Raw genomic sequence first — 23216 nt, forward strand, 5'->3', positions numbered from 1 at the left:
CTCCTGCGCCAATCCTGCTAAAACCTGTCCCTTGGCTAATGCCGTTACCGATCCTACAATGGACATTGTCTAAGTCAAGTAAGACTCCAAAGTCACACCCGTTCGGGACCTGGTCCCCCTTGCTGTTAGGCTGGCCTGTATGAGTGACCTACTGGAACGGCTGCGTGGACGCGGATGGCGCATGACCGCGCAGCGACGTGTCGTGGCCGAGGTCCTTGACGGCGAACACGTCCACCTGACGGCGGACGAGGTGCACGCCCGCGCCGTGGACAAGCTCCCCGAGATCTCCCGGGCGACCGTCTACAACACCCTGGGGGAGCTGGTCTCCCTCGGTGAGGTCCTCGAGGTCGCGACGGACAAGCGCGCCAAGCGGTACGACCCGAACGCGCACCGGCCGCACCACCACCTGGTCTGCGCCCAGTGCGGCGCGATCCGCGACGTCCACCCGATCGGCAACCCGCTGGCCGACCTCCCCGACTCGGAGCGCTTCGGCTTCACCGTCTCGGACGTCGAGGTGACCTACCGCGGCACCTGCCCGAACTGCGCGGCGGCGTAAGCACCTTCACACGCGCGTGAGCCCCGGCACCGATGGGTGCCGGGGCTTTCCCGTACCCTCGACGGCCCGCCGTGGGCCAACGCACCGAAGGCCGGAACCCTTTCGGATTCCGGCCCTCGGTCTTCAGTAGCGGGGACAGGATTTGAACCTGCGACCTCTGGGTTATGAGCCCAGCGAGCTACCGAGCTGCTCCACCCCGCGTCGATGAATGGAACATTACGTCAGCCCCACACCCAGAAGCAAATCGCACCCGTCACCCACCCTGCTGCCGGTCGGTCCCCCCATCTGCGGGCAGTCGCCGCCACGCCCCCCCCGCTGCGGGCAGTCGTGCCGCTGGGGCGGTACGGATGGGCGCAGCGGCACCCCGTAGCGCCGTGCCGCGTCACCCGCCCCCGGCCCACCCACAACGGGCGCCTACAAAGCCGCCCAAGCTCAGCGCGGCGTCACGGCGTCACGCCGACAGCTCCTGCCGCAACGCGTCCCGCAACCGCGCCGCCCGCTCCCCCACCTCCCGGGGCCCCAGCGACACCGCCCGGTCCGCCCACCGCTGCCCCTCGGCCAGCTCCCCGCGCCGCGCGCAGACCAGCGCCAGCCGCAGTGCCGCCCGCCCGTGCCCGGCGTCGGCCGCCCGGCGCCACCACACGACGGCCTCCGGCTCGCTCCCCTCGCGGGCCAGCAGCAGCCCGAGGTTGAACGCGCCGTTGCGGGACCCGGCCTCGGCCGCCTCCCGGTACCACCGCGCCGCCTCCACCACGTCGCCCCGCGCGGCGGCCAGCATGCCGACCCGCACCTGGGCCCGCCGGTGCCCCTGCGAGGCCGCCCGCTCGTACCACTCCTCGCACTCGGACTTCTCCTGCGCCGGCTCCCCCAGCTCGTGCGCGGGCGGGGGCGGCCGGCGCGCGTCGAGCACCGTAGCCAGGCGGTACGCGGCCTCCGCGCTGCCCCCTCCCGCGGCGCTCCGCAGGAACCGCTCGGCCTCCCGCTCGTCCCCGCCGCGCAGGCGGGCCATCCCGACCTGGAGCGCCGCCTCCGTGTGGCCGGCGGCGGCGGCCCTCTCGTACCAGCGCAGCGCGGCGCGCTCCTCGCCCCGGCCGGCGTGCAGGATGCCGAGGTTGAAGGCGGCGTCGACGCTGCCCGCCTCGGCGGCCTTGGAGAACCACGGCTCGGCACCGGTTTCGTCCCCGCCGCGCAGCAGCAGGATCGCCAGCGCGTTGGACGCCTCCCGGTGCCCGGCGTACGCGGCCCGCCGGTACCACTGCTCGGCCTGCGCGGTGCGCCCCTGTTCGGCACAGAGCAGCCCGAGGTTGTACGCCCCGTTGTCGTCCCCGGCGTCCATGGCGGCCCGGTACCAGCGCTCGGCGGTCTGGGTCTCGCCGCGCTCGGCGTGCAGCGCGCCCAGCGCGTTGGCCGCGTTGCCGTCGCCGTCCTGCGCGGCCCGCAGCCACCACACGGCGGCGCTCTCGGTGTCCCCGGCGTCCCGCAGCAGGAAGCCGAGCGCGCAGGCGGCGCGGGCCTCGCCGTCCTTGGCGGACGTGAGGTACCAGCGGCCGGCCTCCTTCAGCTCGCCCCGCTTCTCCAGGATCGTCCCGAGGTGCAGTGCGGCCCGCCGGTGGCCGCGCGCGGCCGCCTGCCGGTACCACTGCTCGGCCTCGTCGGCCGCGGAGGGCGCCGCGTCTTCGCGGTCCCGCCCGGCGCGACGGTCCAGCGTCCGCGCCAGACGGTAGGCGGCCTCCCGGTGGCCCCGCTCCGCCGCGGCCCGCATCCAGCGCTCGGCGCCGGTGGCGTCGCCGCGGTGCTCCAGGAGGTCGGCGAGCGCGTAGGCGCCCAGCACGTGGCCCTGTTCGGCGGACTGGCACAGCCAGTACTCGGCGGCGGGCTCGTCGCCCCGCTCGCGGAAGTGCCGCCCCAGGGCGTGGGCGGCGGGGGCGGATCCGGCGACGGCGGCGATTCGCCACCATCCGGCGGCCTCGTCGGCGTATCCGCGCTGGTGCAGCAGGACGCCCAGGTTGTTGGCGGCGGCCCGGTCGCCGGCCGCGGTGGCGGCACGCAGATGGGTCTCGGCGCCGTCGAAGTCGCCGCGGCGCAGCAGCATCGCGCCGAGGACGCTCATCGCCTCGACGTCACCGGCCTCGGCGGCGAGCCGCCGGCGTACTTCCTCGGCGGCCTCGTCCGCGACCTCCTGAGCCTCGTCCGCGGCGTCCTCCTGACCGGACGGCTGCGCAAAACGCCCTGTCCCGAACAGATTTGCCATGTCCCCCATAACGTCCATCGTCGCACCACCTGCAACCTGGGTACATCCGGTATACCGCAGCCAGTGAGGTCACTTCAGCGTTTTGTCGACATGCCCACAGGGAGACAAGTCAAACACAGAACCCCCCAACTCCCCCTGGCGGCGCGGCCGTCGCCCTCGTCGGCACATGCGTTCGCACATCACGAAGGCCCGGATCCCTAAGGGATCCGGGCCTTCGTGGTCGTTCGCACGTAGCTCACGACTTCAGTAGCGGGGACAGGATTTGAACCTGCGACCTCTGGGTTATGAGCCCAGCGAGCTACCGAGCTGCTCCACCCCGCGCCGTTGTGTTCACAACCCTAACACGGCGCGGGATGGGCTCTGACCAGCTCGAACGGCCGGCCCGCGGCGGGAGGTCAGCCGGAGCCGCCGCCGCCGTCCCCGGTCGGAGTCGGGCTCGGACTGGCCTTGCCGTCCCCGCCCTTGTCCCCGTTCTTGTCGTCCCCGTTCTTGCCGCCACCGCTCCGGTCGGCCTGGGCCTGTGCCTCCTCGGCGCGCCGCAGGGCCTCCTCGAGGTCCTTCTGCGCCTCGGCGTACGCGGCCAGGTCCTTCTGCTCCAGGGCCTTCTGCCCGTCGTCGAAGGCCTTCTGCGCGTCGCTCAGCGCTTCCCGGACCGTCGGGTTGGTGGACGTCGGTGGCGGATCGGCGGTGTCGTCACCCTCGTCCACGGGTGGCTCGGTCGTGTCTCCCTGCGACTCACCGAAGACCTTGGCGAGCGCCGCGTCGAGGGTGTTCTCGAAGGCCGTGTTGCCGCCGTAGCTCACCAGCACCTTGCGCAGCAGCGGGTACTTGAGGTCGCCACCGCGCACGTAGACCGGTTCGACGTACAGCAGTCCTCCGTCGAGCGGCACCGTCAGCAGGTTGCCGTACTCGACCTCCGAGTCGCCGCCTCTCAGGAGCCTGATGGACTCGGCGATGTCCTGTTCGGAGTTGAACTGGCTCTGGACCTGTTTGGGTCCGTCGACGGTCGTGCTCGTCGGCAGTTTCAGGATTCTGATCTTGCCGTAGCCGTCGGTTCCGGCCTCCGCGTCGACCGCCATGAAGGCGCTGAGGTTGTCACGTCCGTTGGGCGTGAACGTCGTCGTGAGCGAGAACGCCTGCGCGTCCTGGTCCGGCATCTTCATGCTCAGGTAGTACGGCGGCACCGCGTCGCCCGACTTGTTGGTCGGGTCGTCCGGCACCTGCCACACCTCGCTGCCGCTGAGGAACGTGTTGGCGTCCTTGACGTGGTAGCGCGTGAGCAGCTCGCGCTGGACCTTGAACAGGTCCTGCGGATAGCGCAGGTGCGCCATCAGCTCGCCGGAGATCTCGCTCTTGTCCTGCACCGTGTTCGGGAACGCCTTCATCCAGGTCTTCAGGACCGGGTCCTCGGTGTCCCACTGGTAGAGCTTCACGTCTCCGCTGTACGCGTCGACGGTCGCCTTCACGGAGTTGCGGATGTAGTTGACCTGGTTCTGCTGGGCCACCACCGCGCGCTGGTCGTTGGCCGCCGTCAGCGAGTCGGCGGTGGTGTCGCCGAGCGTCGTACGGGACGCGTACGGATAGCCGTTCGTCGTGGTGTACGCGTCGACGACCCACTGGATCCGGCCGTCCACCACCGCGGGGTAGGCGTCACCGTCGATGGTCAGCCACGGGGCGACCGCCTCGACGCGCTCCTTGGGCGTGCGGTTGTAGAGGATCCGCGAGCCCTCGCCGATCGCGCCGGAGTACAGGATCTGCGGCTCGCTGAAGGCCGCCGCGTACGCCGCCCGGTTGATCGGGTTGGACAGGTCGACCCCGCCGTCGCCCTTGTAGCTGAAGGTCTTCTCCCCGTTGTCGTCGGAGTAGTCGATCTCCTTCTGGGGACCGCCGACGATCGAGTACGTGGTGGTCTTCTCGCCGTAGTAGATCCGCTGCTCGTACGTCCCGAGGTCGCCCTGGGACGGCAGGTCGGACTCGGTGAAGACCGGGCGGCCCTCGGAGTCCACCTCGGTGCCCTTGGCCGCGACGACGCCGTAGCCGTGGGTGTAGCGGAAGTGGTTGTTGATCCAGTTCTTCTTCGGGATGCCCGCGAGGTTCAGCTCGCGCAGACCGATGACCGTGTCCTGGTCCTTGCCGTCCTTGGCGTAGCGGTCGACGTCCAGGTTGGTCGGGAACGCGTAGTAGTTACGCATCTGCTGGAGCTGCTGGAACGTCGGCGAGATGATGTTCGGGTCCATGATCCGGATGGACGCGGCGGCGTCCGCGTCGTCCCGGAGCTTGGTCTTGTCCTTGGTCTGGCTGACGCCCGGGTACTCGGTGACCTGGGTGCCCTCGATGCCGTAGGCGTCGCGTGTCGCCTTCAGGTTCTTCTCGACGTACGGCGCTTCCTTGGCCTGCTCGTTCGGCTGGACCTGGAACTTCTGGACCAGCGCCGGGTACAGGCCGCCGATGAGGATCGCGGACAGGACCATCAGGCCGAAGCCGATCACGGGCAGCTGCCAGGTGCGGCGCCACAGGGTGGCGAAGAACAGCAGCGCGCAGATGACGGCGATGCAGAACAGGATGGTCTTGGCCGGCAGGTAGGCGTTGGCGTCGACGTACCTGAGGCCCGTCCAGCTGTCGGTCGCCTTGAAGTCGCTGGACTTCACCGCCAGCCCGTACCGGTCGAGCCAGTAGGCGACCGCCTTGAGGGCGACGAAGACGCCGAGGAGCACCGACAGGTGCCCGGTGGCCGCGGCCGTGGCGCGCGCGCCCGGGCTGGTGACGCGCAGCCCGCCGTAGAGGTAGTGGGTGAGCGCGGCGGCGATCACCGAGATGATCACGGCGGCGAAGCCGAAGCCGAGCAGGAACCGGTACCAGGGCAGGTCGAAGGCGTAGAAGGAGACGTCCAGCTTGAACTGGGGGTCCTTCTGCCCGAAGGACACGCCGTTGACCCACATCAGCCAGGTCCGCCACTGACCGGACGCGGAGGCGCCGGCGATCAGGCCGACCAGGGCGGTGATCCCGAGCAGCAGCCACTTCTTGTACGGGGCGATGCCCATCCGGTACCGGTCGAGGTTCTGCTGCTCCATCGACATGGCGCTCAGCGGCGGCCGCAGCCGGTGGGCCAGCCAGATGTTGAACCCGACGGCCAGGGCCATGAGCAGGCCGAAGACGAAGAAGAGTCCGATCTTGGTCCACAGGGTCGTCGTGAAGACCGACGAGTAGTGGACCGACCGGTACCAGAGCCAGTCCGTCCAGAATCCCGCGAACATGGTGAACGCCATGCCGAGCACGGCGAGGACACCAAGAGTCATCAGCAGGGTTCGGACACGCCGGGACGGGCGGCCCACTCTGATCCGCGGCCCCGACGGGGGGCCTCCGCCGCGGTCCGGCATCTGGAAAGCCAAGGTGCGCACCTCGAAGTTCGCTGTTGATCCGTCAGGCCCTCGGGTTCGTGGGCCCCCCGTGCGCCCCCGTGATCGTGGGCCCACACTTATGCAACTTACTCATCGTTTACTCGGTTCCCGATTCGGGCCAGTAACGAGGCAGGATTGTGACCATGTCCAACACCCCCATGGCAGCGAGCCCCCTCACCCGGGCCGTACTCGAGATCGACGAGTACGTCTCCGGCCTCGGCTGGGACCAGCCCGCACGCCTCTTTGCACTTGTCGACACCGCACGGCTGAAGGCCGATCAGCCCTCGCTCGCGGACCGGCTCGGTCTGCGGGACGAGTCGGAGAGCGCCGGCCTGACCCCGATCGAGCAGGACGAGATTCCAACGGACCAGCCGCTCGACGAGTTCCTCGGCACCATCGCCTGGCCCGACGCGGTCGTCGGCTGCGCGCTCGCCGTGGAGCGCCTGATGCTGCCGCCGTCCGCCGAGGCCCAGGTACCGGAGGGCCTGAACGAGGCGAAGCTCGCGCAGTGGGTGGCGGAGCACCCGGACCGTCAGGAGGTCCGCATGACGGTCGCGGTGCTGCGCGACGGCGCCCGCGACTCGGCCCTGCGGCTGCGCGAGAAGGACACCGCCACGGAGGTCCTGACCGGCTCCGACCTGGTGCCGGGTCTGGCACAGGCCCTCTCGGCGACCTTCGAGGAGTAGTTCCGGGTCGCGTGCGGGCTGTCGTCCGGCCGCCGGTCCTCAGCCCGTCGCGCACTCCGGCAGGCCGGCGGTCTTCCCCGAGCGGATGTCTCCCAGCGCGCCGAGGGCGTCGTCGATGGTGTCCACCTTCACGAGGGTGAGCCCGTCGGGGACGTCCGCGGCCGCGGCCGCGCAGTTGTCGGCGGGCGTCAGGAAGTACTGGGCGCCCTTGGCCCGCGCGCCGATGGTCTTCATCCCGATGCCGCCGATCGGGCCGACCTTGCCGTTGTCGTCGATCGTCCCGGTGCCGGCCACGAACTTCCCGCCGGTCAGGTCGCCCGGCGTGAGCTTGTCGTAGATGCCGAGGGCGAACATCAGACCGGCGCTCGGGCCGCCGACGTCGGCCAGCTTGATGTCGATGGAGAACGGGAACGTGTGGTCGGTCCCGGCGGAGATCCCCACGATGGCGCGCTTCTTGCCGGCGTCCTGCGAGGCGGCGGTGGAGATCGTGACCTCCTGGGTCCCGGTGGGCGTCCGGCGCTCCTTCTCGGCGGCGGCCTGCTCCTTGGCGGGCACGATCGTGAAGGTGACGTCCTGTCCGGGCTCGTGCTTCGTCACCAGCTCGGCGACGTCGGCGGGCTTCGTGACGGCCGTGCCGTCCACGGCCTTGATCACGTCGCCGGCGTGCAGCCTGCCCTGCGCCGGGGAGTCCTTGACCACCGTGGAGACGACCACCCAGGACTTCACCGGGACGTCGAGCGCCTTCAGGGCGGCGACCTTGGCGCTCTCCTGGGACTGGCTGAACTCCTCGGCGTTCTCCTGGGTGGCCTCTTCCTCGGTCTTGCCGTCCGGGTAGAGGGTGTCGTGCGGCACGACCCGGTTGTCGTGGGCCAGCCAGCCGTAGACCGCCTCCACGAGGTTCATCTTGTACTCGGCGCTGGTGACCCGGACGGTGGTCATGTTCAGGTGGCCGCTCGCCTCATAGGTCTTGTGCCCGTCGATCTGCAGCACCGGCTCGCCGTCGTGGTCCCCGAGCGTGTTCACCGTCGGCCCCGGGGACATCTCCGAGTACGGCACGGGGATGAACACACCCGCGCACAGGAGCGCGATCAGCATCAGGGTGGAGGCGAGCATCGTCGCGGTGCGGCGTGGCATGGCACGACAGTACGGGACGCGGCTGTCGGAACACCGTCAGGGCGGTCCGGTCAGGCGCCGGTGCGGGGCTTCTCCATGGCCTCGCGGAAACGGGCGTATCCGTCCAGCTCAGGGCCGTCGCTGCGGGCCTTCCGGGTCCGGTTGGCCCAACTGCCCCACAAGCCCGCGCCGACAGCGGCCACCAGCGGAATCAGCAACCAGGCAAGCGCTGCCATGCCGACCTCCCAACCCCATGAGCGTCCGCGACTGACTGATCAGCAGATTAACCATCCGCAGTGACAACGCTCACGCCGGGGTGCCGGTTACGCAACCGGAGCGACGGGGGACGGCGTGTGGGCCGTCCGGGGCACGCACGACGCTCTCAGCAGGCGCCGACCCACTCCTCGGTGCCGTCGGAGAACGTCTGGTGCTTCCAGATCGGCACCTCGTGCTTCAGGTCGTCGATCAGCCGCCGGCAGGCGTCGAACGCCTCGCCCCGGTGCGGACAGGACACGGCGACGACCACGGCGAGGTCCCCGACCTCGAGGTCCCCCACCCGGTGGACGGCGGCGAGCGCCCGTACGGGGTACTCCGCGACGACCTTCTCGGCGATCCGCCGCATCTCGGCCTCGGCGCTGGGATGGCACGAATAGCCGAGCCGGTCGACGTCGGTGCCCCCGTCGTGGTTGCGCACCGTCCCCACGAACAGCGCGGTGCCGCCGGCGGCGTCGTCGCCGACCGCGCGGAAGACCTCGTCCACGGAGAGGGGGGTCTCCCGGATGCCGATCAACTTGACGGGATCGGACGCGGCCAGCTCACCGGGGTGGTCGTTCGTGGTTGCCATGCGTCCATCGTGCCCCACGGCACGGACGGCGCGGAATAGCGTCATCGCCCGGCACGCGCGCGTACCGCTTTGGAGCCTCCTACAGGTCCGGAGCCTCTACAGGGCGGATGACCGGCTCGGACCGGCGCCCGGTGTCGTGCTCAGATCCGTCGCCGTGCCTTCCGCGCCCGCCGCACCACCGCGGCCGCGCCCAGCAGCGCCACCGTCGCGCCCGCGGCACCCGCCGCCGTCGCGTCCTTGCGTCCGAGGCGCCGCCCGGCGACCGTGTGCCGCCCGGAGACCTCCTCCAGCAGTTCGGCGAGCACCTCCTCGTTGGTGTACTTGGGCCGCCACCCGGCGTCGTGCAGCCGGCTGCCGCTCACCACCCAGGGGTACATCGTGTACGCCAGGTCCCCGGCCGGGGAGGGCGTCAGGCCGATCCGGTGCAGGCGGGCCGCCGCGCCGAGCGCCACCGTCGACGGCAGCTCCATCCGGCGGATGCCGCTGAGCTCCTCGACCTCCTCCTGCTCCAGCCAGCCGTCGCAGCCGACGGCGAGTTCCCCGTCGGCCTTCTCCAGGACGGCGTACTCCAGGGCGCTGCACAGGTCGTCGACGTGGCAGAACTGCCAGGCGGGCCGCGACCCGGCCACGACCAGCAGCCGGGGGGACTCGAAGTACCTGGTCAGCGCGGTGTCCATGCCTCCGACCAGCACGGCCGGCCGGACGACGGTCACGTTGAGGCCGGGGTGCGCCCGCGGCGCGCGCCGCGCGAGGCGCTCGATCTCCAGCAGGTCGCCGACGCCCGTGGCCTCGGCGGTGGCGCGCAGCTCGGCGTCCTCGGACAGCGGCAGCTCGTTGTCCGGGAGGGCGCCGTAGACCATCGCGGAGGTGCACAGCACGACCCGGTGCACCCCGGCGGCCGCGGCGGCGGTCAGGACGGTCTGCGTCCCCCGGACGTTGTAGGCCGTCCGGGCGGCGGCGTCGGTCTCCAGGTCGAGATCGAGCGCCAGGTGCACGACCACGTCGGCGCCGCGCAGCTTCTCCGCGATGGCCGGGTCCCGCACGTCCAGGATCTGCCACCGCGCCGCCGCGCACTCGCCGCGCCGTTCGTCGATGGCCACGACCTGCCTGACCTCGTCGGACGCGGCGAGCCGCTCGACGAGCAGCGCCCCGATCCCGGACGCGGCACCGGTGACCGCGACGACGGGTCCGCGCGCGCCGGGGCGGGGGGAACTGGTTGACTGGTTTCGCGCTGCGCGAACCTGCGGATCTGGGGAACTCACCGGGCGTCTCCAGCGGTTGTCTTCAGTACGGGCGCGCTCGACGCGTACGTACCAGGTGGCATCCATCCTGCCGCAGGCCGTCAGTCGGCGAAGCACCGAGGCCCGATCCGCCCCGGGTGTCTACGCTGGGTGGTGAAGTCGGGCAGCCGTGCCGCCGGAAAGAACCGGCGGCCTTACCAGCCGAGGAACCCCGTGAGTGACACCCCATTCGGATTCGGCCTTCCGCCGGAGGAGCCGGACGACGGCGACGAGGGCAAGAAGAAGGACCAGCAGAGCGGCGGTGGTCAGGGACCGGCCAACCCGTTCGGTTTCGGCATGACCGGAGCCGGAGGCCTGGGCGGCCCCGGCGCGGACAATCCGTTCGCCGCCATGTTCGGTTCCATGAACCCCACCGACCTGGGCGCCGCGTTCCAGCAGCTCGGTCAGATGCTCTCCTACGAGGGCGGTCCGGTGAACTGGGACATGGCCAAGCAGATCGCCCGCCAGACGGTCTCCCAGGGCACACCGGACGGCACCAAGGACGCCAGCGTCGGCCCCGCCGAGCGCAATGCCGTCCAGGAGGCCGTCCGCCTGGCCGACCTGTGGCTGGACGACGCGACCGCGCTGCCGTCGGGCGCGGGCACCGCGGTGGCGTGGAGCCGCGCGGAGTGGGTCGAGGCGACGCTGCCCGCGTGGCGGGAGCTGGTCGACCCGGTCGCCGAGCGCGTCGGCACCGCCATGGGCGACGTGCTGCCCGAGGAGATGCAGGCCATGGCCGGCCCGCTGATCGGCATGATGCGCTCCATGGGCGGCGCCATGTTCGGCACGCAGATCGGGCAGGCCGTCGGCGTGCTCGCCGGTGAGGTCGTCGGCTCGACCGACGTGGGCCTGCCGCTCGGCCCGGTCGGCAAGGCCGCGCTGCTGCCGGTGAACATCGAGGCGTTCGGCAAGGACCTCGGCGTGCCGCAGGAGGAGGTGCGGCTGTATCTCGCCCTGCGTGAGGCCGCCCACCAGCGCCTCTTCGCGCACGTGCCGTGGCTGCGCTCGCACCTGTTCGGCGCGGTCGACGGCTACGCGCGCGGGATCAAGGTCGACACCGCGAAGCTGGAGGACGTGGTCGGCCAGTTCGACCCGCAGAACCCCGAGCAGCTGCAGGAAGCTCTCCAGCAGGGCATGTTCCAGCCGGAGGACACCCCGGAGCAGAAGGCGGCCCTGGCCCGCCTGGAGACGGCTCTGGCACTGGTCGAGGGCTGGGTGGACGCGGTGGTGCACGCCGCCGCCAAGCCGCGCCTGTCCTCGGCCGACGCGCTGCGCGAGACCCTGCGCCGCCGTCGCGCCTCGGGCGGCCCGGCGGAGCAGACGTTCGCCACGCTGATCGGCCTGGAGCTGCGCCCGCGCCGCCTGCGCGACGCCTCCCGCCTGTGGGCGTCCCTGACGGACGCGCGCGGTGTCGACGGCCGGGACGGCCTGTGGGCCCACCCGGACATGCTGCCGACGGCCACCGACCTGGACGACCCCGACGGCTTCGTCCACCGCGAGCAGCTCGACTTCTCCGAGCTGGACAAGATGCTCGGCGAGGCCGCGGGCAAGCCCGACCTGAAGAAGAAGGACGGCAAGGGCCCGGACGAGCAGGGCCGGACCGAGCCCGGGGCCGGCGGCAAGGACGACGGCACCGAGTGAGCCTCCACGACGACGCGGTCCTGGTCCTGAAGGAGTACGAGGGCCAGGACGAGCTGCGCCAGGTCTACCTGGACCATCTCGCGACGCACCCCGACGGCATGTGGAAGGCCTGCGGGGACGGGCACGTCACGGCGAGCGCCCTGGTCGTCGACCCGGCGCGCGGGCGGGTCCTGCTCACCCTGCACAGGAAGCTGCGCATGTGGCTGCAGATGGGCGGCCACTGCGAGCCGGTCGACGAGACCCTGGCGCGGGCCGCTCTGCGCGAGGGCACGGAGGAGTCGGGCATCGCCGGACTGACCCTGCTGCCCGGCGGCCCCGTGCGGCTGGACCGCCACCACACGCCCTGCGCCTGGCACCTGGACGTCCAGTACGCGGCCCTGGCCCCGGCGGACGCCGTGGAGGCCATCAGTGACGAGTCCCTCGACCTGCGCTGGTTCCCGTACGACGAGGTCGCCGACGTGGCCGACGAGTCGGTCGTACGCCTGCTGGAGGCGACCCGCGCCCGGCTGTGACGCCGTAAGGGGTGACCGCCTTGCGATCACCCCTTACGGACTGTGCACGAGTCCGGCGCGCTCAGCTCCAGACGTTGCCCTGGTTCTGCCCCCGGGCGCCCTGCTGGCCCATGCCGTACTGCGCGGCGGCGCCCGAGCCGATCTGCGCGTTCTGCGGCGGCAGCAGTTCGCTGGGCTGGACGAGGGCGAAGCCGCTGCCCATGAAGCTCAGCTCCCAGCCCTCACCGGTGCTGCCCCGGCGCCGCCACACCCCGGAGGAGTGGGTCTGGGCCTGCATCTGCACGCGCAGGCCGGTCGACCAGGCGACGATCGCGTCGGCGTCGCAGTTGACGTACTTGTCGGGCGTCACCCGCATGAGCAGCGGGGAGCCCGAGGTCATCAGGGCCACCTTGCCCCGGCCGGTGATGTTGAGCTGGTACTTCCCCGAGCCGGAGATGCCGTAGAGGCTGTCCACCGCGATGACCTCGTGATGCAGGGACGAGTCCATCGCCAGCACGTAGCTGCTGTCGACGGTCAGGCCCTCCTGGTCGACCTCCATCACGTGGACGCACTGGGCCAGGTTCGCGAAGAAGACCGTGCCCTGCCCGTGGCAGCGCATCAGGTCCAGACCCTCACCGGTGCGGGCACGCGCGCGCGACTGGTTGTTGCTCTGGTACTCGGCGTCGAACTCGACGAGCCCCTGGTAGGCGACCATCGTGCCCTTGCGGGCGAGCACGTCGTCGTGGCCCGTCAGGGCGACGCGGAGCATGTGCTTGTTCTGCAGGCTCCAGGCTTCCTGGGTCTGCTGGTCGTTGTAGGCGAAAAGCGGGCTCTGCATGATGTTCTGGCTCCCCCTCAGCCCCGGACCCGGAGACGGTCGGTGCTGTCCTCGCTGGGCTGGACGACGACGATGCCCTGACCGGAGAAGGCCATCTGGTAGGCCTCGCCGCTGCCGCGGCCGATCAGTGACTGCGCCTTGAAGCTGCGCTTGCCCTTCACCTTGAGGTTCGGGGACCAGGCGACGAGCGCGTCCGGGTCGACGTACGTCTCGTCCTCGCCACCGCCGCAGTCCACCACGATCGGCTTGCCCCGGGAGGTGAGCGCGACCCAGCCCTGCCCGGAGATCTTGGTGTTCCACAGGCCCTGTCCGGCGAACTTCGCCAGGCCCTTGACCCGCTCCACGCCCCACGTCAGGTGGGCGTCGAAGGCGAGCAGGTTGGTGGCGTTGACGGAGATCCCGTCGCCGTTGAGGTTGATGACGACGACGTTCGCGCCGTAGTCGGCGAGGTAGAGCAGTCCGTCGCCGGAGCACTTCATCAGGGGAGCGCCCTCGCCGGTCATCCAGTCCTTGGCGATCTGGCGGACGGCCGGCGGGTTGGGCTCGTACTGGACGAAGCCCTCGTAGGCGACCATCGAGCCCACGCGCGCGAGGAGGTCGTTGCCGGTCTGCATGGCGACCTTCAGCATGTGGTTGCCGTGGTTCTCCATGCGCGCGGTGACCGGTGCGGGAGCGTAGCCCGCGAGCGGCTGGTTCATGTCGGGCTCTCCCTCAGATCTCGTACGGCTGGACGACGACGAAGTTGCCGGGTGCCGCCCGGAACTGCAGGTTCACGCTCTCGCCCGTGTCACCGGCGTAGGAATTGCGGCGCATTCGCACCTGGCTGGAGACGACCACCTGGGCGGCGGCCGACCAGGCGACGACGGCGTTGCAGTCGGCGAACGTGGTGGGCGTGACCGGCAGCACCACGGGCACGCCGTGCGTCTTGACGACGATCGTGCCGGTGCCCTGGAACTGCATCGTGAACAGCGCGCCACCGGGGATGCCGTGCCCCTCGATGCGGCGGACCTCGTACTGGAGGCTCTCGTCGAAGGCGAGGACGTTCTCCGCGGAGACACAGATGGCGTCGCCCTGGAGCTCGATGGGGTGCAGCATCGAGGAGTTGTCGGCGAGGAACACCTGTCCCTTGCCGGTGCAGCGCATCAGCTGCATCTCCTGGCCGGTGGCGTTGCCCACGACCCGGCCGGCGAATCCGGCGCCCTTGTAGCTGAAGTCGACCTTGCCCTGGTAGAGCACCATGCTGCCCTGCCGGGCCAGCACGGGCTGGCCTTCCGCGCCGAGGTCGACACGGACCAGCTTCTTGTTCTGCTGGGTCCAGCGCTGCCCGGTCGCCGTCTCGCGGAACTGCTGGAGCGCGGCCGTCACACCGGCTCCCTGGGGCGCGAGCTGCGGCGACGCGGCCTGCGGGGCGCCCTGCGGCGCTCCATAAGGGGCCTGCTGGCCGTAGCCGGGAGGCGGGGACGGCTGACCGTAGCCGGGGGGCGGACCTGGGGCCTGGGGGGCCGGAGGCTGACCGTACCCGGGGGGCGGCGGGGCGGTCTGGCCGGGGACCTGGCCGTACGGCGACGGCTGCTGACCGGGCTGTGCCGGCTGCCCGTAGGGCGCGGGCGCCGGGGCCGGCGGCGGCACCGGGGAGCCGCCCGGCGGCGTGTGCATGGGGGCGACGATGGTCTGCGCGGCGTGCACGTCGGGCCCCGGTGCCGGAGCGGGGGCCGGGGGCGGCGTGGCTGCGGGCGGCGTGGCTCCCGGCGGAGGCGCGAAGCCCTGCGGCGCGGGAGCGGGCGCGGGCACCGGAGCCGGGGCGGGGGCGCTGGGGGCGCCGAACGCCGGGGGTGCCGAGGTCTGGGCGGGCGGGGCGAAGCCCGGCACGGCGCCGCCCTGCGGCTGCTGTGCCTGCTGCGGCGCGGGCGGCTCCTCCTCGGCGACCTCGCCGCCGAAGTTCCTCAGCAGGGCGTCCAGCCCGCCGTCGAAGCCCTGCCCCACGGCGGCGAAACGCCACACGTCCTTCAGATAGAAGTCACCCAGCATCACGGCACGCTCGGTGGAGAACTCGGACCCGCTGAACGGGTACCGGGCCACCTCTTCGCCGCCCGCGACGATCCGGATGTATCCGGGGCCGACCTGCGACATCTGCCCGGCGCCGTCGATCGTCGCCGTGAAGGACAGCTTCTGGATCCGCGGCGGGATCCTGTCGAGGGTGACCCGGAAGGACTCCGTGTCGCCCGCCTGCGCACCCAGGAGCTGGATGGACTCCTCGGGGGTCTTCGGCTGGTTGAAGAAGACGAAGTACCGGTCGTCGGAGAGCCGTTCGTCGGCGTCGAGTCCGAAGCAGCTGATGTCGAAGCTCAGCCCGGGGCCGGAGATCTGCACGCCTACGTACAGATCCGTGCCCGCGGTGAGGTCACTGATCCTGGCCTTGTGGCCGCGTTGGAATTCCCTGGCCATGCGTTACGACCGTCCCCCATCCGAATGTGAGTGCGTCGCGCCAGGCTAACTGCAAACGCCGACACCGGAGGATGTCGGTACAGACCCGGTACACAACCCGTGCGCGCCCGTGCCGGACACCGCGCCGGGCGTGCTCGGGGGCGCGCGCTCGGGGGGCGCGCGCTACTCGCTGCGGGCGCCGGGGACGTGCGGCAGCCGGTCGGCGGCGACCACGCCCTCCAGGTAGCCGCGGGCGCGCTCGGTGCGGGGGTACGCCTCCAGCAGCCGCCAGAACCGGGGCCCGTGCCCGGGGACGAGCAGGTGCGCCAGCTCGTGGAGGAGGACGTAGTCGACGACGTACTCGGGCATGCCCTGGAGGCGGTGCGACAACCGGATGCTTCCCTCGGCCGGGGTGCACGAGCCCCAGCGCGTGTTCTGGTTCGTCACCCAGCGGACCGAGGCGGCCCGGGCCCGTCCGCCGAAGTACTGCTCCGACAGGCGCTCCGCGCGCGCGGCCAGCTCGGCGTCGCCGAGGACGCGTTTGCTCTCCTGCGCGGCCAGCTTGTCCAGCATGACGGTCACCCAGCGTTGCTCCTCCGCCTCGGACATCCGGGCGGGGATCAGCACGACGGTGCGATCGCCCTCGCGGTACGCGGAGACCGTCCGGCGGCGCCGGGTGCTCCTGCGGACCTCGATCGCGCTCACTCCCGAGCCGTGAGGCGGCGGGTTCGTCGGTGTGCGCTGGGGCGCCCCGGCGCGGTGCAGTGGGTCGGCGGACACGCCACGACGTTACCCGCTGCACACGGGGAAGTCCCGGCTCCGGAATGGTTCGGTGCGGATCCCCGGCCTTGCGGTGAGGTGTACGACTGATTTGTACGACGAACAGTGCCGCCTGTGGACAACTTTCGACGCCCCGCCGCGCAGCCAGGCATGCTGGCACTCGCCGGCGGATCCGCGGCCCGGAGCACCAACCGGCCCGCGACGACCTCCCGCCGGCCGCACGGGGACGTCCGAGGACGTCCGGAGAAGTACGGGGGGACCAGGCATGCATCCGATGGTGAAGCCCGCGCTCAGGCGCGGCTGGCGTGATCTCAACACGGTGCAGTTCGGGATGACACCGGCGCACGCGCTGACGCTCGGCCCGGTGGACACGGCGACGGGCAGCTTCCTGGACCTGCTCAACGGCACCCGCGGACCGGATCTCCTGCGCGAGGAGGGACGCCGCATGGACCTGCCGGACGGACACGTCGACCGGGTGGTGGAGGGGCTGGCCCGGGCCGGGCTCCTCGACGACTCCCGCGGCGGCGGGCCGGACGCCGACGCCCTGCGGGAGAAGAAGGAGGTCCTCGACCGGCTCCGCCCCGACCTGGCCTCGCTGTCCCTGACCACCTCCGCACCCGGGGACGCGATGAGACAGCTGGCCGCCCGGCGCGCCGTGCGGGTCCGGGTGCGGGGCGCGGGGCGGGTGGGCGCGGTGCTGGCCGGGCTGTTGTCGGGCGCGGGCGTCGGTGAGGTCGACGTGCTCGACGGCGGGCGCGTCGAGCCCTGGGACGTCGCTCCCGGCGGGCTCCCCGCCGAGGCGGTCGGCGACCGCCGGGACGAGACGGCCCGCCGTGTCGTCCGCCGGGCCGCCCCCGACCGGCCCCCGCGCCGGCGCGCCGCCTCCTCGCCCGAGGACGGTGCCGCGGGTTTCTCCCTGGTGGTCGTCGCCCCGCGCGACGACGTGGCGGTGCACACCCCCGACCCGGCCGCCGTGGAACCGCTCATGGCCTCCGGCACGCCTCACCTGTACGCCGGCGTCGTGGAGGGCACCGGTGTCGTCGGCCCCCTCGTCCTGCCCGGCGAGACGGGATGCGCGGGCTGTCTGCACGCGGACCGCACCGACCGGGATCCGGCCTGGGCCCGCCTGGTGGCGCAGTGGCGCTCCGGCGGCCGGCAGCAGGTGCGGCCCTGTGACCTCTCCCTGGCCACCACGGTCGCCGGACTGGCTGCGGCCCACGCGCTCGCCTTCCTGGACGGACGGACTCCCTCGAGTACCGGCGTGCGCTGGGAGGTCTCGCTGCCCGGTCTGCGATGGCGGACACGGCCGGTCCGGGCGCATCCCGCGTGTCCCTGCGGGGCCGCCGGAAAAGGTAAGCGGGAACACACACCCGAGGATCGGGAGCAGCGCGCGACAATGGCTGGGCAAGGGCCGTCGACGGAAGTACGCCGCGAGGCAGAACCGGCACGGCCGGCTGGGACTTGGAGGGCGCATGTCTGATCTTCCGCGCAAGGCGGTCACCCGGACCGCCAAGCTCGCCGCGCTCCCGCTCGGCTTCGCCGGGCGGGCTACCTGGGGGCTGGGCAAGAGAATCGTGGGCGAGTCCGCGGAGATCGTCGGCCAGCAGCTGCAGCAGCGGACCGCGGAGCAGCTGTTCAAGGTGCTGGGCGAGCTCAAGGGCGGGGCGATGAAGTTCGGACAGGCCCTGTCCGTCTTCGAGTCCGCGCTGCCCGAGGAGGTCGCCGGTCCCTACCGGGCGGCGCTGACCAAGCTGCAGGAGGCGGCACCCCCGATGCCGACGCGCACGGTGCACGCCGTCCTCGCGGAACGGATCGGCGAGGACTGGCAGGACCTGTTCCTGGAGTTCGAGGACAAGCCCGCCGCGGCCGCCTCGATCGGTCAGGTGCACCGGGCGGTGTGGCACGACGGCCGCGAGGTGGCGGTCAAGGTGCAGTACCCGGGTGCCGGCGAGGCGCTGTTGTCCGACCTGAACCAGCTCAGCCGCTTCGCCCGCCTGCTGGGCCCCCTGGTTCCCGGCATGGACGTCAAACCGCTGATCACGGAGCTGAAGGACCGCGTCTCCGAGGAACTGGACTACGGCCTGGAGGCACAGGCCCAGCGGACGCACGCCGAGGAGTTCGCGGACGATCCGGACATCGTGGTGCCGGACGTCGTCCACCAGTGCGAGCAGGTGCTGGTCACCGAGTGGATCGACGGCACCCCCCTGTCGGAGGTCATCGCGGACGGCACACCGGAGCAGCGCGACCGGGCCGGCCAGCTCCTGGCCCACTTCCTCTTCTCGGGCCCGGCACGCACCGGGCTCCTGCACGCCGACCCGCACCCCGGCAACTTCCGTCTGCTGCCCGGCGGGCCGGAGGGCGAGGACGACTGGCGCCTGGGTGTCCTGGACTTCGGCACGGTCGACCGCCTCCCGGGCGGACTGCCCGAGCCGATAGGGGAGGCACTGCGCATGACGCTGGACGGCGAGGCGGACGCCGTCTACGAGATGCTCTGCGCGGAGGGCTTCGTCAAGGAGTCGATAGAGCTGGACCCCGACGCCGTCCTCGACTACCTCCTGCCGATCATCGAACCGGCCCGGGTCGACGCGTTCACGTTCACCCGCGGCTGGATGAGGAGCCAGGCGGCCCGGATCGGCGATCCCCGCTCCCCCGCGTACCAGTTGGCCAAGCAGCTCAACCTGCCGCCGGCCTATCTCCTCATCCACCGCGTGACCTTGAGCACCATCGGCGTGCTGTGCCAGCTGGGAGCGACCGTGCGGCTGCGCGACGAGCTGGAGGAGTGGCTGGTGGGATTCGTCCCCGAGGAGGACGAGCACGAGGCGGGCGAGTACGCCGGGGAGGAGTCGGCTGCGGAGGCGTGAGTCTCCGGGGCCGAACGCCCCGTGGGGGTGAGCTTCGCGTCGGGAGGCCACCGCTTCGGGTGAATCTCTACTGCATGACCGCCATGGCGAGCGCACGCCGGGCGCGCAGCGAGGCGCGCTCGGCCCGACGCTGCATCCGGCGAGCGGTCACCAGGCTCAGGGCCCGGCGTTCCCGCTCGGCCTCATGCAGGCGGTCGTGCATATGCGCACGAGCCAGGGCTTCTGGGATGAGTTGCATCTCACGCGTCCTGTTCTGACGCGAGTCCTTCGCGTCGCTGGTGGTGAAGTCTTCAGGCGTGGTGCCTGCGATGTCGTGGGTGGACGGCTTCATCGGGGCCTGCTTCGTGGGGTCGTACGTGAGGGGACGGTCGATCGTTCCTGTGATGTTCATGCCGAGACCGGGTTCTTGCGCGGGCGGCCACGAGGCCGCTTCCGGGCGACGACGACACCCTGCACGAACAGCTCGCCACCCCAGACGCCCCACGGCTCGCGCCGCTCTTTGGCGCCGGCCAGGCAGGCCTCGATCAGCGGGCAGGTGCGGCAGAGGGACTTGGCGTACTCGACGTCCGCCGGCGACTCGGCGAAGAAGACCTCCGGGTCGTAGGAACGGCAGGGGACGGGCACCCCGAGGTTCTCGATGGCGTCGTCGAGCGCGGTCAGCGCGGTGAGCGGGGTCAAGGTGGGGTCCTCCGTGGAACAGGGCTTGGGGATCGTCTCGGAGTGCGGTACGGACGGGGCGTGCGCTTCGAGTTGCACGGGGTGTCTTCCTCGTCTGGTCGTTCCGGCCGGTCGGCCGGGTGGCGGCTTTGGTACCGGGTTCTTTTCTTGTCCCGAGGCTCCTTCGTGCTGTCGTCCCCGTTCGGGGACAAACAGAAGGGCCGCGGATCCCGGATGGGGTTCCGCGGCCCTGAAGGCGCCGGCCTGATCAAGTCAGGCTGGATCACTCCAGGGTTCTGGCCCACGGAAGGCCCACATCAGGTGGTGCTGCGTCGTCTGCTTCCGGAATCCGGCACCGGTCGCGGTAAAGGCATAGGCCTGCGCCTGTGCCGTTACTGCTGCTTCCAGTGCCTTGGTCGGTCGCTCGCTGCGCTCACGGACGGGAAGGCCCGCGGGCACAACGGAGGCGGAGGCCGGACGCACGGCACGAATGCCGGACAGACCGGTGCCCGGGTTGGAAGCGCCGAGGACACACAGGGAGACGGCCGAGCGATCGGTCAGTTTGGCGGTGGAGCTGACGATGGAGCTGGTGTTGATGCTGATCACTGGGCTCGCCTCCTCTCGGCGTCTCGGGGGACTGGGCGAACCAGTCCGCGGATATGCAAGTACAACACGGATTCAGGGCCTCCGGGAAGGCCACTGTTCCCGTGACCAAGAACCTATGGGGATTCCTGGGGCATGCGCAAACTATTTTTTCGACGAGTTGGAATCAGCCCGCCCCGTCAAGTCCCGCTCCGTCCTGGCCTGCGCAGATGGCGAGGACATCGGCTCCGTAGCGGTTGAGCTTGCGTGCCCCGACGCCCGGGATCCGTGCCAGCTCGCGCTCGTCCTCCGGGACCGACTCGGCGATGGCCATCAGCGTCTTGTCGGTGAAGACGCAGAACGCGGGCTGTCCACTGCGTCCCGCCTGGACCGCGCGCCACTCGCGCAGCCGCTCGTACACGCCTTCGTCCATGTCGGACGGGCAGTCCTCGCAGCGCATCAGCTTCATCTCGCCCGCGTCGGTGAGCGTGCGTCCGCAGACCCGGCAGCGGGCCGGGGTCCGCTGGGTCCGTCTCGGGGCGGCGACCGCGGCGCTGCCGCCGGAGCCTCGCTCGACACCTCCGGGGCCACCGGCGGCCGGACGCCCGCCCGCCGTGCCCGAGCCGGGCCGCAGTCCCCTCAGGAAGCGGCTCGGACGACGGCTCGGACGGCCGCCGGGCGAGCGGGCGAGCGCCCAGGACAGGTGCAGGCGTTCGCGCGCGCGGGTGACACCGACGTAGAGGAGACGGCGCTCCTCCTCGATCTGCTCGTCGGTCTTTGCGTAGGTGATCGGCATCATGCCCTCGGCCACACCGACCAGGAAGACGACGTCCCACTCCAGGCCCTTGGCCGAGTGCAGTGAGGCAAGGGTGACGCCCTGCACCGTCGGGGCGTGCTGGGCGCCCGCCCGCTCGTCCAGCTCGGCCACGAGGTCGCCGAGCGTTGCGCCCGCTCTGGCGGCGGCGAAGTCCTGGGCGAGGTTGACCAGGGCGGCCAGCGACTCCCAGCGTTCACGGACGGCGCCGGACCCGGCCGGGGGCTGCGGGGTCCAGCCCTCCCCCGACAGCACCGCGCGCACCTGGGAGGGCAGGTCGACGGCGTCGTCGAGCAGGGCGTCGTTGCCGCCGAAGCGGGCCGCGGCCCGGAGCGAGCTGTTGGCCTTGCGCACCTCGGGACGGTCGAAGAAGCGCTCGGCTCCGCGCAGCTGGTAGGGGACCCCGGCGTCGGCGAGCGCCTGCTCGTAGGTCTCCGACTGGGAATTGGTCCGGAAGAGCACGGCGATCTCGGCGGCCGGAACGCCCGAGTCGATGAGTTCCCGGATGCGGCGGGCGGCGCCCTCGGCCTCGGCCGGCTCGTCGGTGTACTCGGCGTAGACGGGCTCGGGGCCCGCGGAGCGCTGGGAGACCAGCTCCAGGCGGTGGTCGGCGGCGCGGCCCCGCGCCTGGGCGAGCAGACCGTTGGCGAGGTGGACGACCTGGGGGGTGGAGCGGTAGTCGCGGACCAGCTTGACGACGGTGGCTCCGGGGTGGCGGGCCCGGAAGTCGAGCAGGTGGTCGGGGGTTGCTCCCGTGAACGAATAGATCGTCTGGCTGGCGTCGCCGACCACGCACAGGTCGTCGCGGTCGCCGAGCCACAGCTCCAGCAGCCGCTGCTGGAGGGGGCTGACGTCCTGGTACTCGTCGACCACGAAGTGCTGGTACTGGGCGCGGACCTGTTCGGCGACGTCCTGCCGGTCCTGGAGGACGGCCACCGTCAGCAGCAGCACGTCCTCGAAGTCGATGACACCGCGCCCGCGCTTGAGGTCCTCGTAGGCGGCGTAGAGCTGGGCGATCTCGGCCGGATCCCGGGGCGCCTCCCGGCCGGCCTCGGCCACCGCGGCGGCGTAGTCGGCGGGGGCGGTCTGGGTCACCTTGGACCACTCGATCTCGGCGGTGGCGTCGCGCAGCTCGCCCCGGTCGAGGCGGATGCGGCAGGCGGCGGCCGCGTCGGCGACGAGTTGGATCTTGCGGTCGACGATCCTGGGCAGGGAGCCGCCGATCGCTTTCGGCCAGAAGTACTGGAGCTGACGCAGCGCCGCCGAGTGGAAGGTGCGGGCCTGGACGCCCCCGGCGCCGAGCTGGCGCAGCCGGCCGCGCATCTCACCGGCGGCGCGGTTGGTGAAGGTGACCGCGAGCACGCTGGAGGGCTGGAGGATGCCGGCGCGCACCCCGTAGGCGATGCGGTGGGTGATCGCCCTGGTCTTGCCGGTGCCGGCGCCCGCCAGCACGCACACCGGGCCGCGCAGGGTGGTCGCCACCTCGCGCTGCTCGGGGTCGAGCCCTTCGAGCACCGCGTCGGCCGTGTCCGGTACCTGCGGGAAGAGGGTGGAGTGCGTTGCTGCTGTCACACAGACATGCTGCCAGGTCGCGGGAGACGGGTGAGCCGGTTGTCCACAGGGGCGCACTGATAGTCGTATCAATGCGACCGGCGTCACGTGCCGCGGGCGCTCCGGAGCCGCGCCGGGAATGGCGGCGCCGCCGCGGACGTTCACCCGGTGCGCACTCATTCCCGAGCCGCCGAAGGAGCACGAGAGACATGCCGGGCACTGTGACGATGTACAGCACCACGTGGTGCGGCTACTGCCGTCGGCTGAAGGGCCAGATGGACCGCGAGGGCATCGCGTACACCGAGATCAACATCGAGCAGGACCCGGAGTCCGCCGCGTTCGTGGAGAAGGCGAACGGCGGGAACCAGACGGTGCCGACCGTTCTCTTCCCGGACGGTTCGACGCTGACGAACCCTTCGCTGGCGCAGGTGAAGCAGAAGATCGGCGCG

Annotated in this window: 21 protein-coding genes and 2 tRNA genes; 7 read left to right on the top strand and 16 right to left on the bottom strand. The window is 71.5% G+C overall.

Going from position 1 to position 23216, the window contains the following annotated elements:
- The first annotated feature begins 139 nt into the window (after nt 1–139).
- Nucleotides 140–556, top strand: coding sequence for a Fur family transcriptional regulator (locus tag ACFIF2_RS16355; RefSeq protein ID WP_395573364.1), 417 nt, complete (start codon nt 140–142; stop codon nt 554–556).
- A gap of 127 nt (nt 557–683) precedes the next feature.
- On the opposite strand, the gene ACFIF2_RS16360 is transcribed toward ACFIF2_RS16355, so the two are convergent.
- The 4 genes from ACFIF2_RS16360 to ACFIF2_RS16375 all read right to left on the bottom strand — a co-directional run bounded on the left by ACFIF2_RS16360 (nt 684) and on the right by ACFIF2_RS16375 (nt 6184).
- Nucleotides 684–757 (bottom strand) — tRNA-Met (locus ACFIF2_RS16360).
- A gap of 250 nt (nt 758–1007) precedes the next feature.
- Entirely contained in the window at nt 1008–2816 is a 1809-nt protein-coding gene (locus tag ACFIF2_RS16365; protein ID WP_395573365.1) for a tetratricopeptide repeat protein, read from the bottom strand.
- A gap of 238 nt (nt 2817–3054) precedes the next feature.
- Nucleotides 3055–3128: transfer RNA gene (locus tag ACFIF2_RS16370), tRNA-Met, on the bottom strand.
- A gap of 74 nt (nt 3129–3202) precedes the next feature.
- A complete protein-coding gene (locus ACFIF2_RS16375) occupies nt 3203–6184 on the bottom strand; it encodes a UPF0182 family protein (protein ID WP_395573387.1) in 2982 nt (993 codons plus the stop codon).
- Between the two features lie 164 nt (nt 6185–6348).
- On the opposite strand from ACFIF2_RS16375, the gene ACFIF2_RS16380 reads away from it, so the two are divergent.
- On the top strand, nt 6349–6891 hold the full coding sequence (locus tag ACFIF2_RS16380) for a PPA1309 family protein (protein ID WP_395573366.1): 543 nt from the start codon (nt 6349–6351) through the stop codon (nt 6889–6891).
- A 39-nt stretch (nt 6892–6930) separates the two neighbouring features.
- Here ACFIF2_RS16380 and ACFIF2_RS16385 read toward each other — a convergent pair whose 3' ends face one another.
- The 4 genes from ACFIF2_RS16385 to ACFIF2_RS16400 form a co-directional block, all read right to left on the bottom strand.
- The gene (locus tag ACFIF2_RS16385; protein WP_395573367.1) at nt 6931–8025 is read right to left on the bottom strand and encodes a PDZ domain-containing protein; all 1095 of its coding nucleotides are present in this window, start codon (nt 8023–8025) and stop codon (nt 6931–6933) included.
- A gap of 50 nt (nt 8026–8075) precedes the next feature.
- Nucleotides 8076–8240, bottom strand: a complete 165-nt coding sequence (locus tag ACFIF2_RS16390) for a hypothetical protein (RefSeq protein ID WP_007444545.1) — start codon at nt 8238–8240, stop codon at nt 8076–8078.
- 146 nt (nt 8241–8386) lie between these two features.
- Nucleotides 8387–8848, bottom strand: coding sequence for a molybdenum cofactor biosynthesis protein MoaE (locus ACFIF2_RS16395; protein WP_395573368.1), 462 nt, complete (start codon nt 8846–8848; stop codon nt 8387–8389).
- Nucleotides 8849–8988: 140 nt separating this feature from the next.
- Nucleotides 8989–10110 (bottom strand): SDR family oxidoreductase, encoded by a 1122-nt coding sequence (locus ACFIF2_RS16400; RefSeq protein ID WP_395573369.1) that lies wholly within the window; start codon nt 10108–10110, stop codon nt 8989–8991.
- Between the two features lie 192 nt (nt 10111–10302).
- Between ACFIF2_RS16400 and ACFIF2_RS16405 the strand changes: the two genes are divergently transcribed.
- The gene (locus ACFIF2_RS16405) at nt 10303–11769 is read left to right on the top strand and encodes a zinc-dependent metalloprotease (protein WP_395573370.1); all 1467 of its coding nucleotides are present in this window, start codon (nt 10303–10305) and stop codon (nt 11767–11769) included.
- Nucleotides 11766–12281 (top strand): NUDIX hydrolase, encoded by a 516-nt coding sequence (locus ACFIF2_RS16410; protein ID WP_395573371.1) that lies wholly within the window; start codon nt 11766–11768, stop codon nt 12279–12281. Before ACFIF2_RS16405 ends, ACFIF2_RS16410 begins: the two co-directional genes overlap by 4 nt.
- A 61-nt stretch (nt 12282–12342) precedes the next feature.
- On the opposite strand, the gene ACFIF2_RS16415 is transcribed toward ACFIF2_RS16410, so the two are convergent.
- The 4 genes from ACFIF2_RS16415 to ACFIF2_RS16430 form a co-directional block, all read right to left on the bottom strand.
- A complete protein-coding gene (locus tag ACFIF2_RS16415; RefSeq protein WP_395573372.1) occupies nt 12343–13098 on the bottom strand; it encodes an AIM24 family protein in 756 nt (251 codons plus the stop codon).
- A 17-nt stretch (nt 13099–13115) separates the two neighbouring features.
- The gene (locus ACFIF2_RS16420) at nt 13116–13796 is read right to left on the bottom strand and encodes an AIM24 family protein (RefSeq protein WP_030974882.1); all 681 of its coding nucleotides are present in this window, start codon (nt 13794–13796) and stop codon (nt 13116–13118) included.
- 13 nt (nt 13797–13809) lie between these two features.
- On the bottom strand, nt 13810–15543 hold the full coding sequence (locus ACFIF2_RS16425) for a TerD family protein (protein ID WP_395573373.1): 1734 nt from the start codon (nt 15541–15543) through the stop codon (nt 13810–13812).
- A gap of 162 nt (nt 15544–15705) precedes the next feature.
- Nucleotides 15706–16302, bottom strand: coding sequence for a M48 family metallopeptidase (locus ACFIF2_RS16430; protein ID WP_395573374.1), 597 nt, complete (start codon nt 16300–16302; stop codon nt 15706–15708).
- Nucleotides 16303–16567: 265 nt separating this feature from the next.
- Between ACFIF2_RS16430 and ACFIF2_RS16435 the strand changes: the two genes are divergently transcribed.
- Both ACFIF2_RS16435 and ACFIF2_RS16440 read left to right on the top strand, forming a co-directional pair.
- Complete coding sequence (locus ACFIF2_RS16435; protein ID WP_395573375.1) at nt 16568–17782, top strand: TOMM precursor leader peptide-binding protein; 1215 nt, start codon at nt 16568–16570, stop codon at nt 17780–17782.
- Nucleotides 17775–19163: an ABC1 kinase family protein gene (locus ACFIF2_RS16440; RefSeq protein WP_395573376.1), complete on the top strand. Its 1389-nt coding sequence runs from the start codon at nt 17775–17777 to the stop codon at nt 19161–19163. The genes ACFIF2_RS16435 and ACFIF2_RS16440 overlap by 8 nt, the downstream gene beginning before the upstream one ends.
- Nucleotides 19164–19230: 67 nt before the next feature.
- Here the strand turns inward: ACFIF2_RS16440 and ACFIF2_RS16445 are convergent, their stop codons facing one another.
- The 4 genes from ACFIF2_RS16445 to ACFIF2_RS16460 form a co-directional block, all read right to left on the bottom strand.
- Nucleotides 19231–19554 (bottom strand): hypothetical protein, encoded by a 324-nt coding sequence (locus ACFIF2_RS16445; RefSeq protein ID WP_395573377.1) that lies wholly within the window; start codon nt 19552–19554, stop codon nt 19231–19233.
- Nucleotides 19551–19919, bottom strand: coding sequence for a WhiB family transcriptional regulator (locus ACFIF2_RS16450; RefSeq protein ID WP_395573378.1), 369 nt, complete (start codon nt 19917–19919; stop codon nt 19551–19553). Before ACFIF2_RS16450 ends, ACFIF2_RS16445 begins: the two co-directional genes overlap by 4 nt.
- A gap of 174 nt (nt 19920–20093) precedes the next feature.
- Entirely contained in the window at nt 20094–20426 is a 333-nt protein-coding gene (locus ACFIF2_RS16455; RefSeq protein ID WP_395573379.1) for a hypothetical protein, read from the bottom strand.
- Between the two features lie 163 nt (nt 20427–20589).
- On the bottom strand, nt 20590–22788 hold the full coding sequence (locus ACFIF2_RS16460; RefSeq protein ID WP_395573380.1) for an ATP-dependent DNA helicase UvrD2: 2199 nt from the start codon (nt 22786–22788) through the stop codon (nt 20590–20592).
- 188 nt (nt 22789–22976) lie between these two features.
- Between ACFIF2_RS16460 and ACFIF2_RS16465 the strand changes: the two genes are divergently transcribed.
- A partial coding sequence (locus ACFIF2_RS16465; RefSeq protein ID WP_369179363.1) for a mycoredoxin occupies nt 22977–23216 on the top strand: 240 nt, incomplete at its 3' end.

Origin of the sequence: Streptomyces sp. BK79, from assembly GCF_044142145.1 — a bacterium.
In the GTDB taxonomy this organism is placed as follows: domain Bacteria; phylum Actinomycetota; class Actinomycetes; order Streptomycetales; family Streptomycetaceae; genus Streptomyces.

What these genes read in the sequence shown, in the direction of transcription:
- ACFIF2_RS16375 (WP_395573387.1), bottom strand. Translation starts at nt 6,184, where the DNA reads ATGCCGGACCGCGGCGGAGGCCCCCCGTCGGGGCCGCGGATCAGAGTG.
- ACFIF2_RS16355 (WP_395573364.1), top strand. Translation starts at nt 140, where the DNA reads ATGAGTGACCTACTGGAACGGCTGCGTGGACGCGGATGGCGCATGACC.
- ACFIF2_RS16415 (WP_395573372.1), bottom strand. Translation starts at nt 13,098, where the DNA reads ATGCAGAGCCCGCTTTTCGCCTACAACGACCAGCAGACCCAGGAAGCC.
- ACFIF2_RS16445 (WP_395573377.1), bottom strand. Translation starts at nt 19,554, where the DNA reads ATGAACATCACAGGAACGATCGACCGTCCCCTCACGTACGACCCCACG.
- ACFIF2_RS16385 (WP_395573367.1), bottom strand. Translation starts at nt 8,025, where the DNA reads ATGCCACGCCGCACCGCGACGATGCTCGCCTCCACCCTGATGCTGATC.
- ACFIF2_RS16380 (WP_395573366.1), top strand. Translation starts at nt 6,349, where the DNA reads ATGTCCAACACCCCCATGGCAGCGAGCCCCCTCACCCGGGCCGTACTC.
- ACFIF2_RS16425 (WP_395573373.1), bottom strand. Translation starts at nt 15,543, where the DNA reads ATGGCCAGGGAATTCCAACGCGGCCACAAGGCCAGGATCAGTGACCTC.
- ACFIF2_RS16435 (WP_395573375.1), top strand. Translation starts at nt 16,568, where the DNA reads ATGCATCCGATGGTGAAGCCCGCGCTCAGGCGCGGCTGGCGTGATCTC.
- ACFIF2_RS16365 (WP_395573365.1), bottom strand. Translation starts at nt 2,816, where the DNA reads ATGGGGGACATGGCAAATCTGTTCGGGACAGGGCGTTTTGCGCAGCCG.
- ACFIF2_RS16440 (WP_395573376.1), top strand. Translation starts at nt 17,775, where the DNA reads ATGTCTGATCTTCCGCGCAAGGCGGTCACCCGGACCGCCAAGCTCGCC.
- ACFIF2_RS16420 (WP_030974882.1), bottom strand. Translation starts at nt 13,796, where the DNA reads ATGAACCAGCCGCTCGCGGGCTACGCTCCCGCACCGGTCACCGCGCGC.
- ACFIF2_RS16395 (WP_395573368.1), bottom strand. Translation starts at nt 8,848, where the DNA reads ATGGCAACCACGAACGACCACCCCGGTGAGCTGGCCGCGTCCGATCCC.
- ACFIF2_RS16390 (WP_007444545.1), bottom strand. Translation starts at nt 8,240, where the DNA reads ATGGCAGCGCTTGCCTGGTTGCTGATTCCGCTGGTGGCCGCTGTCGGC.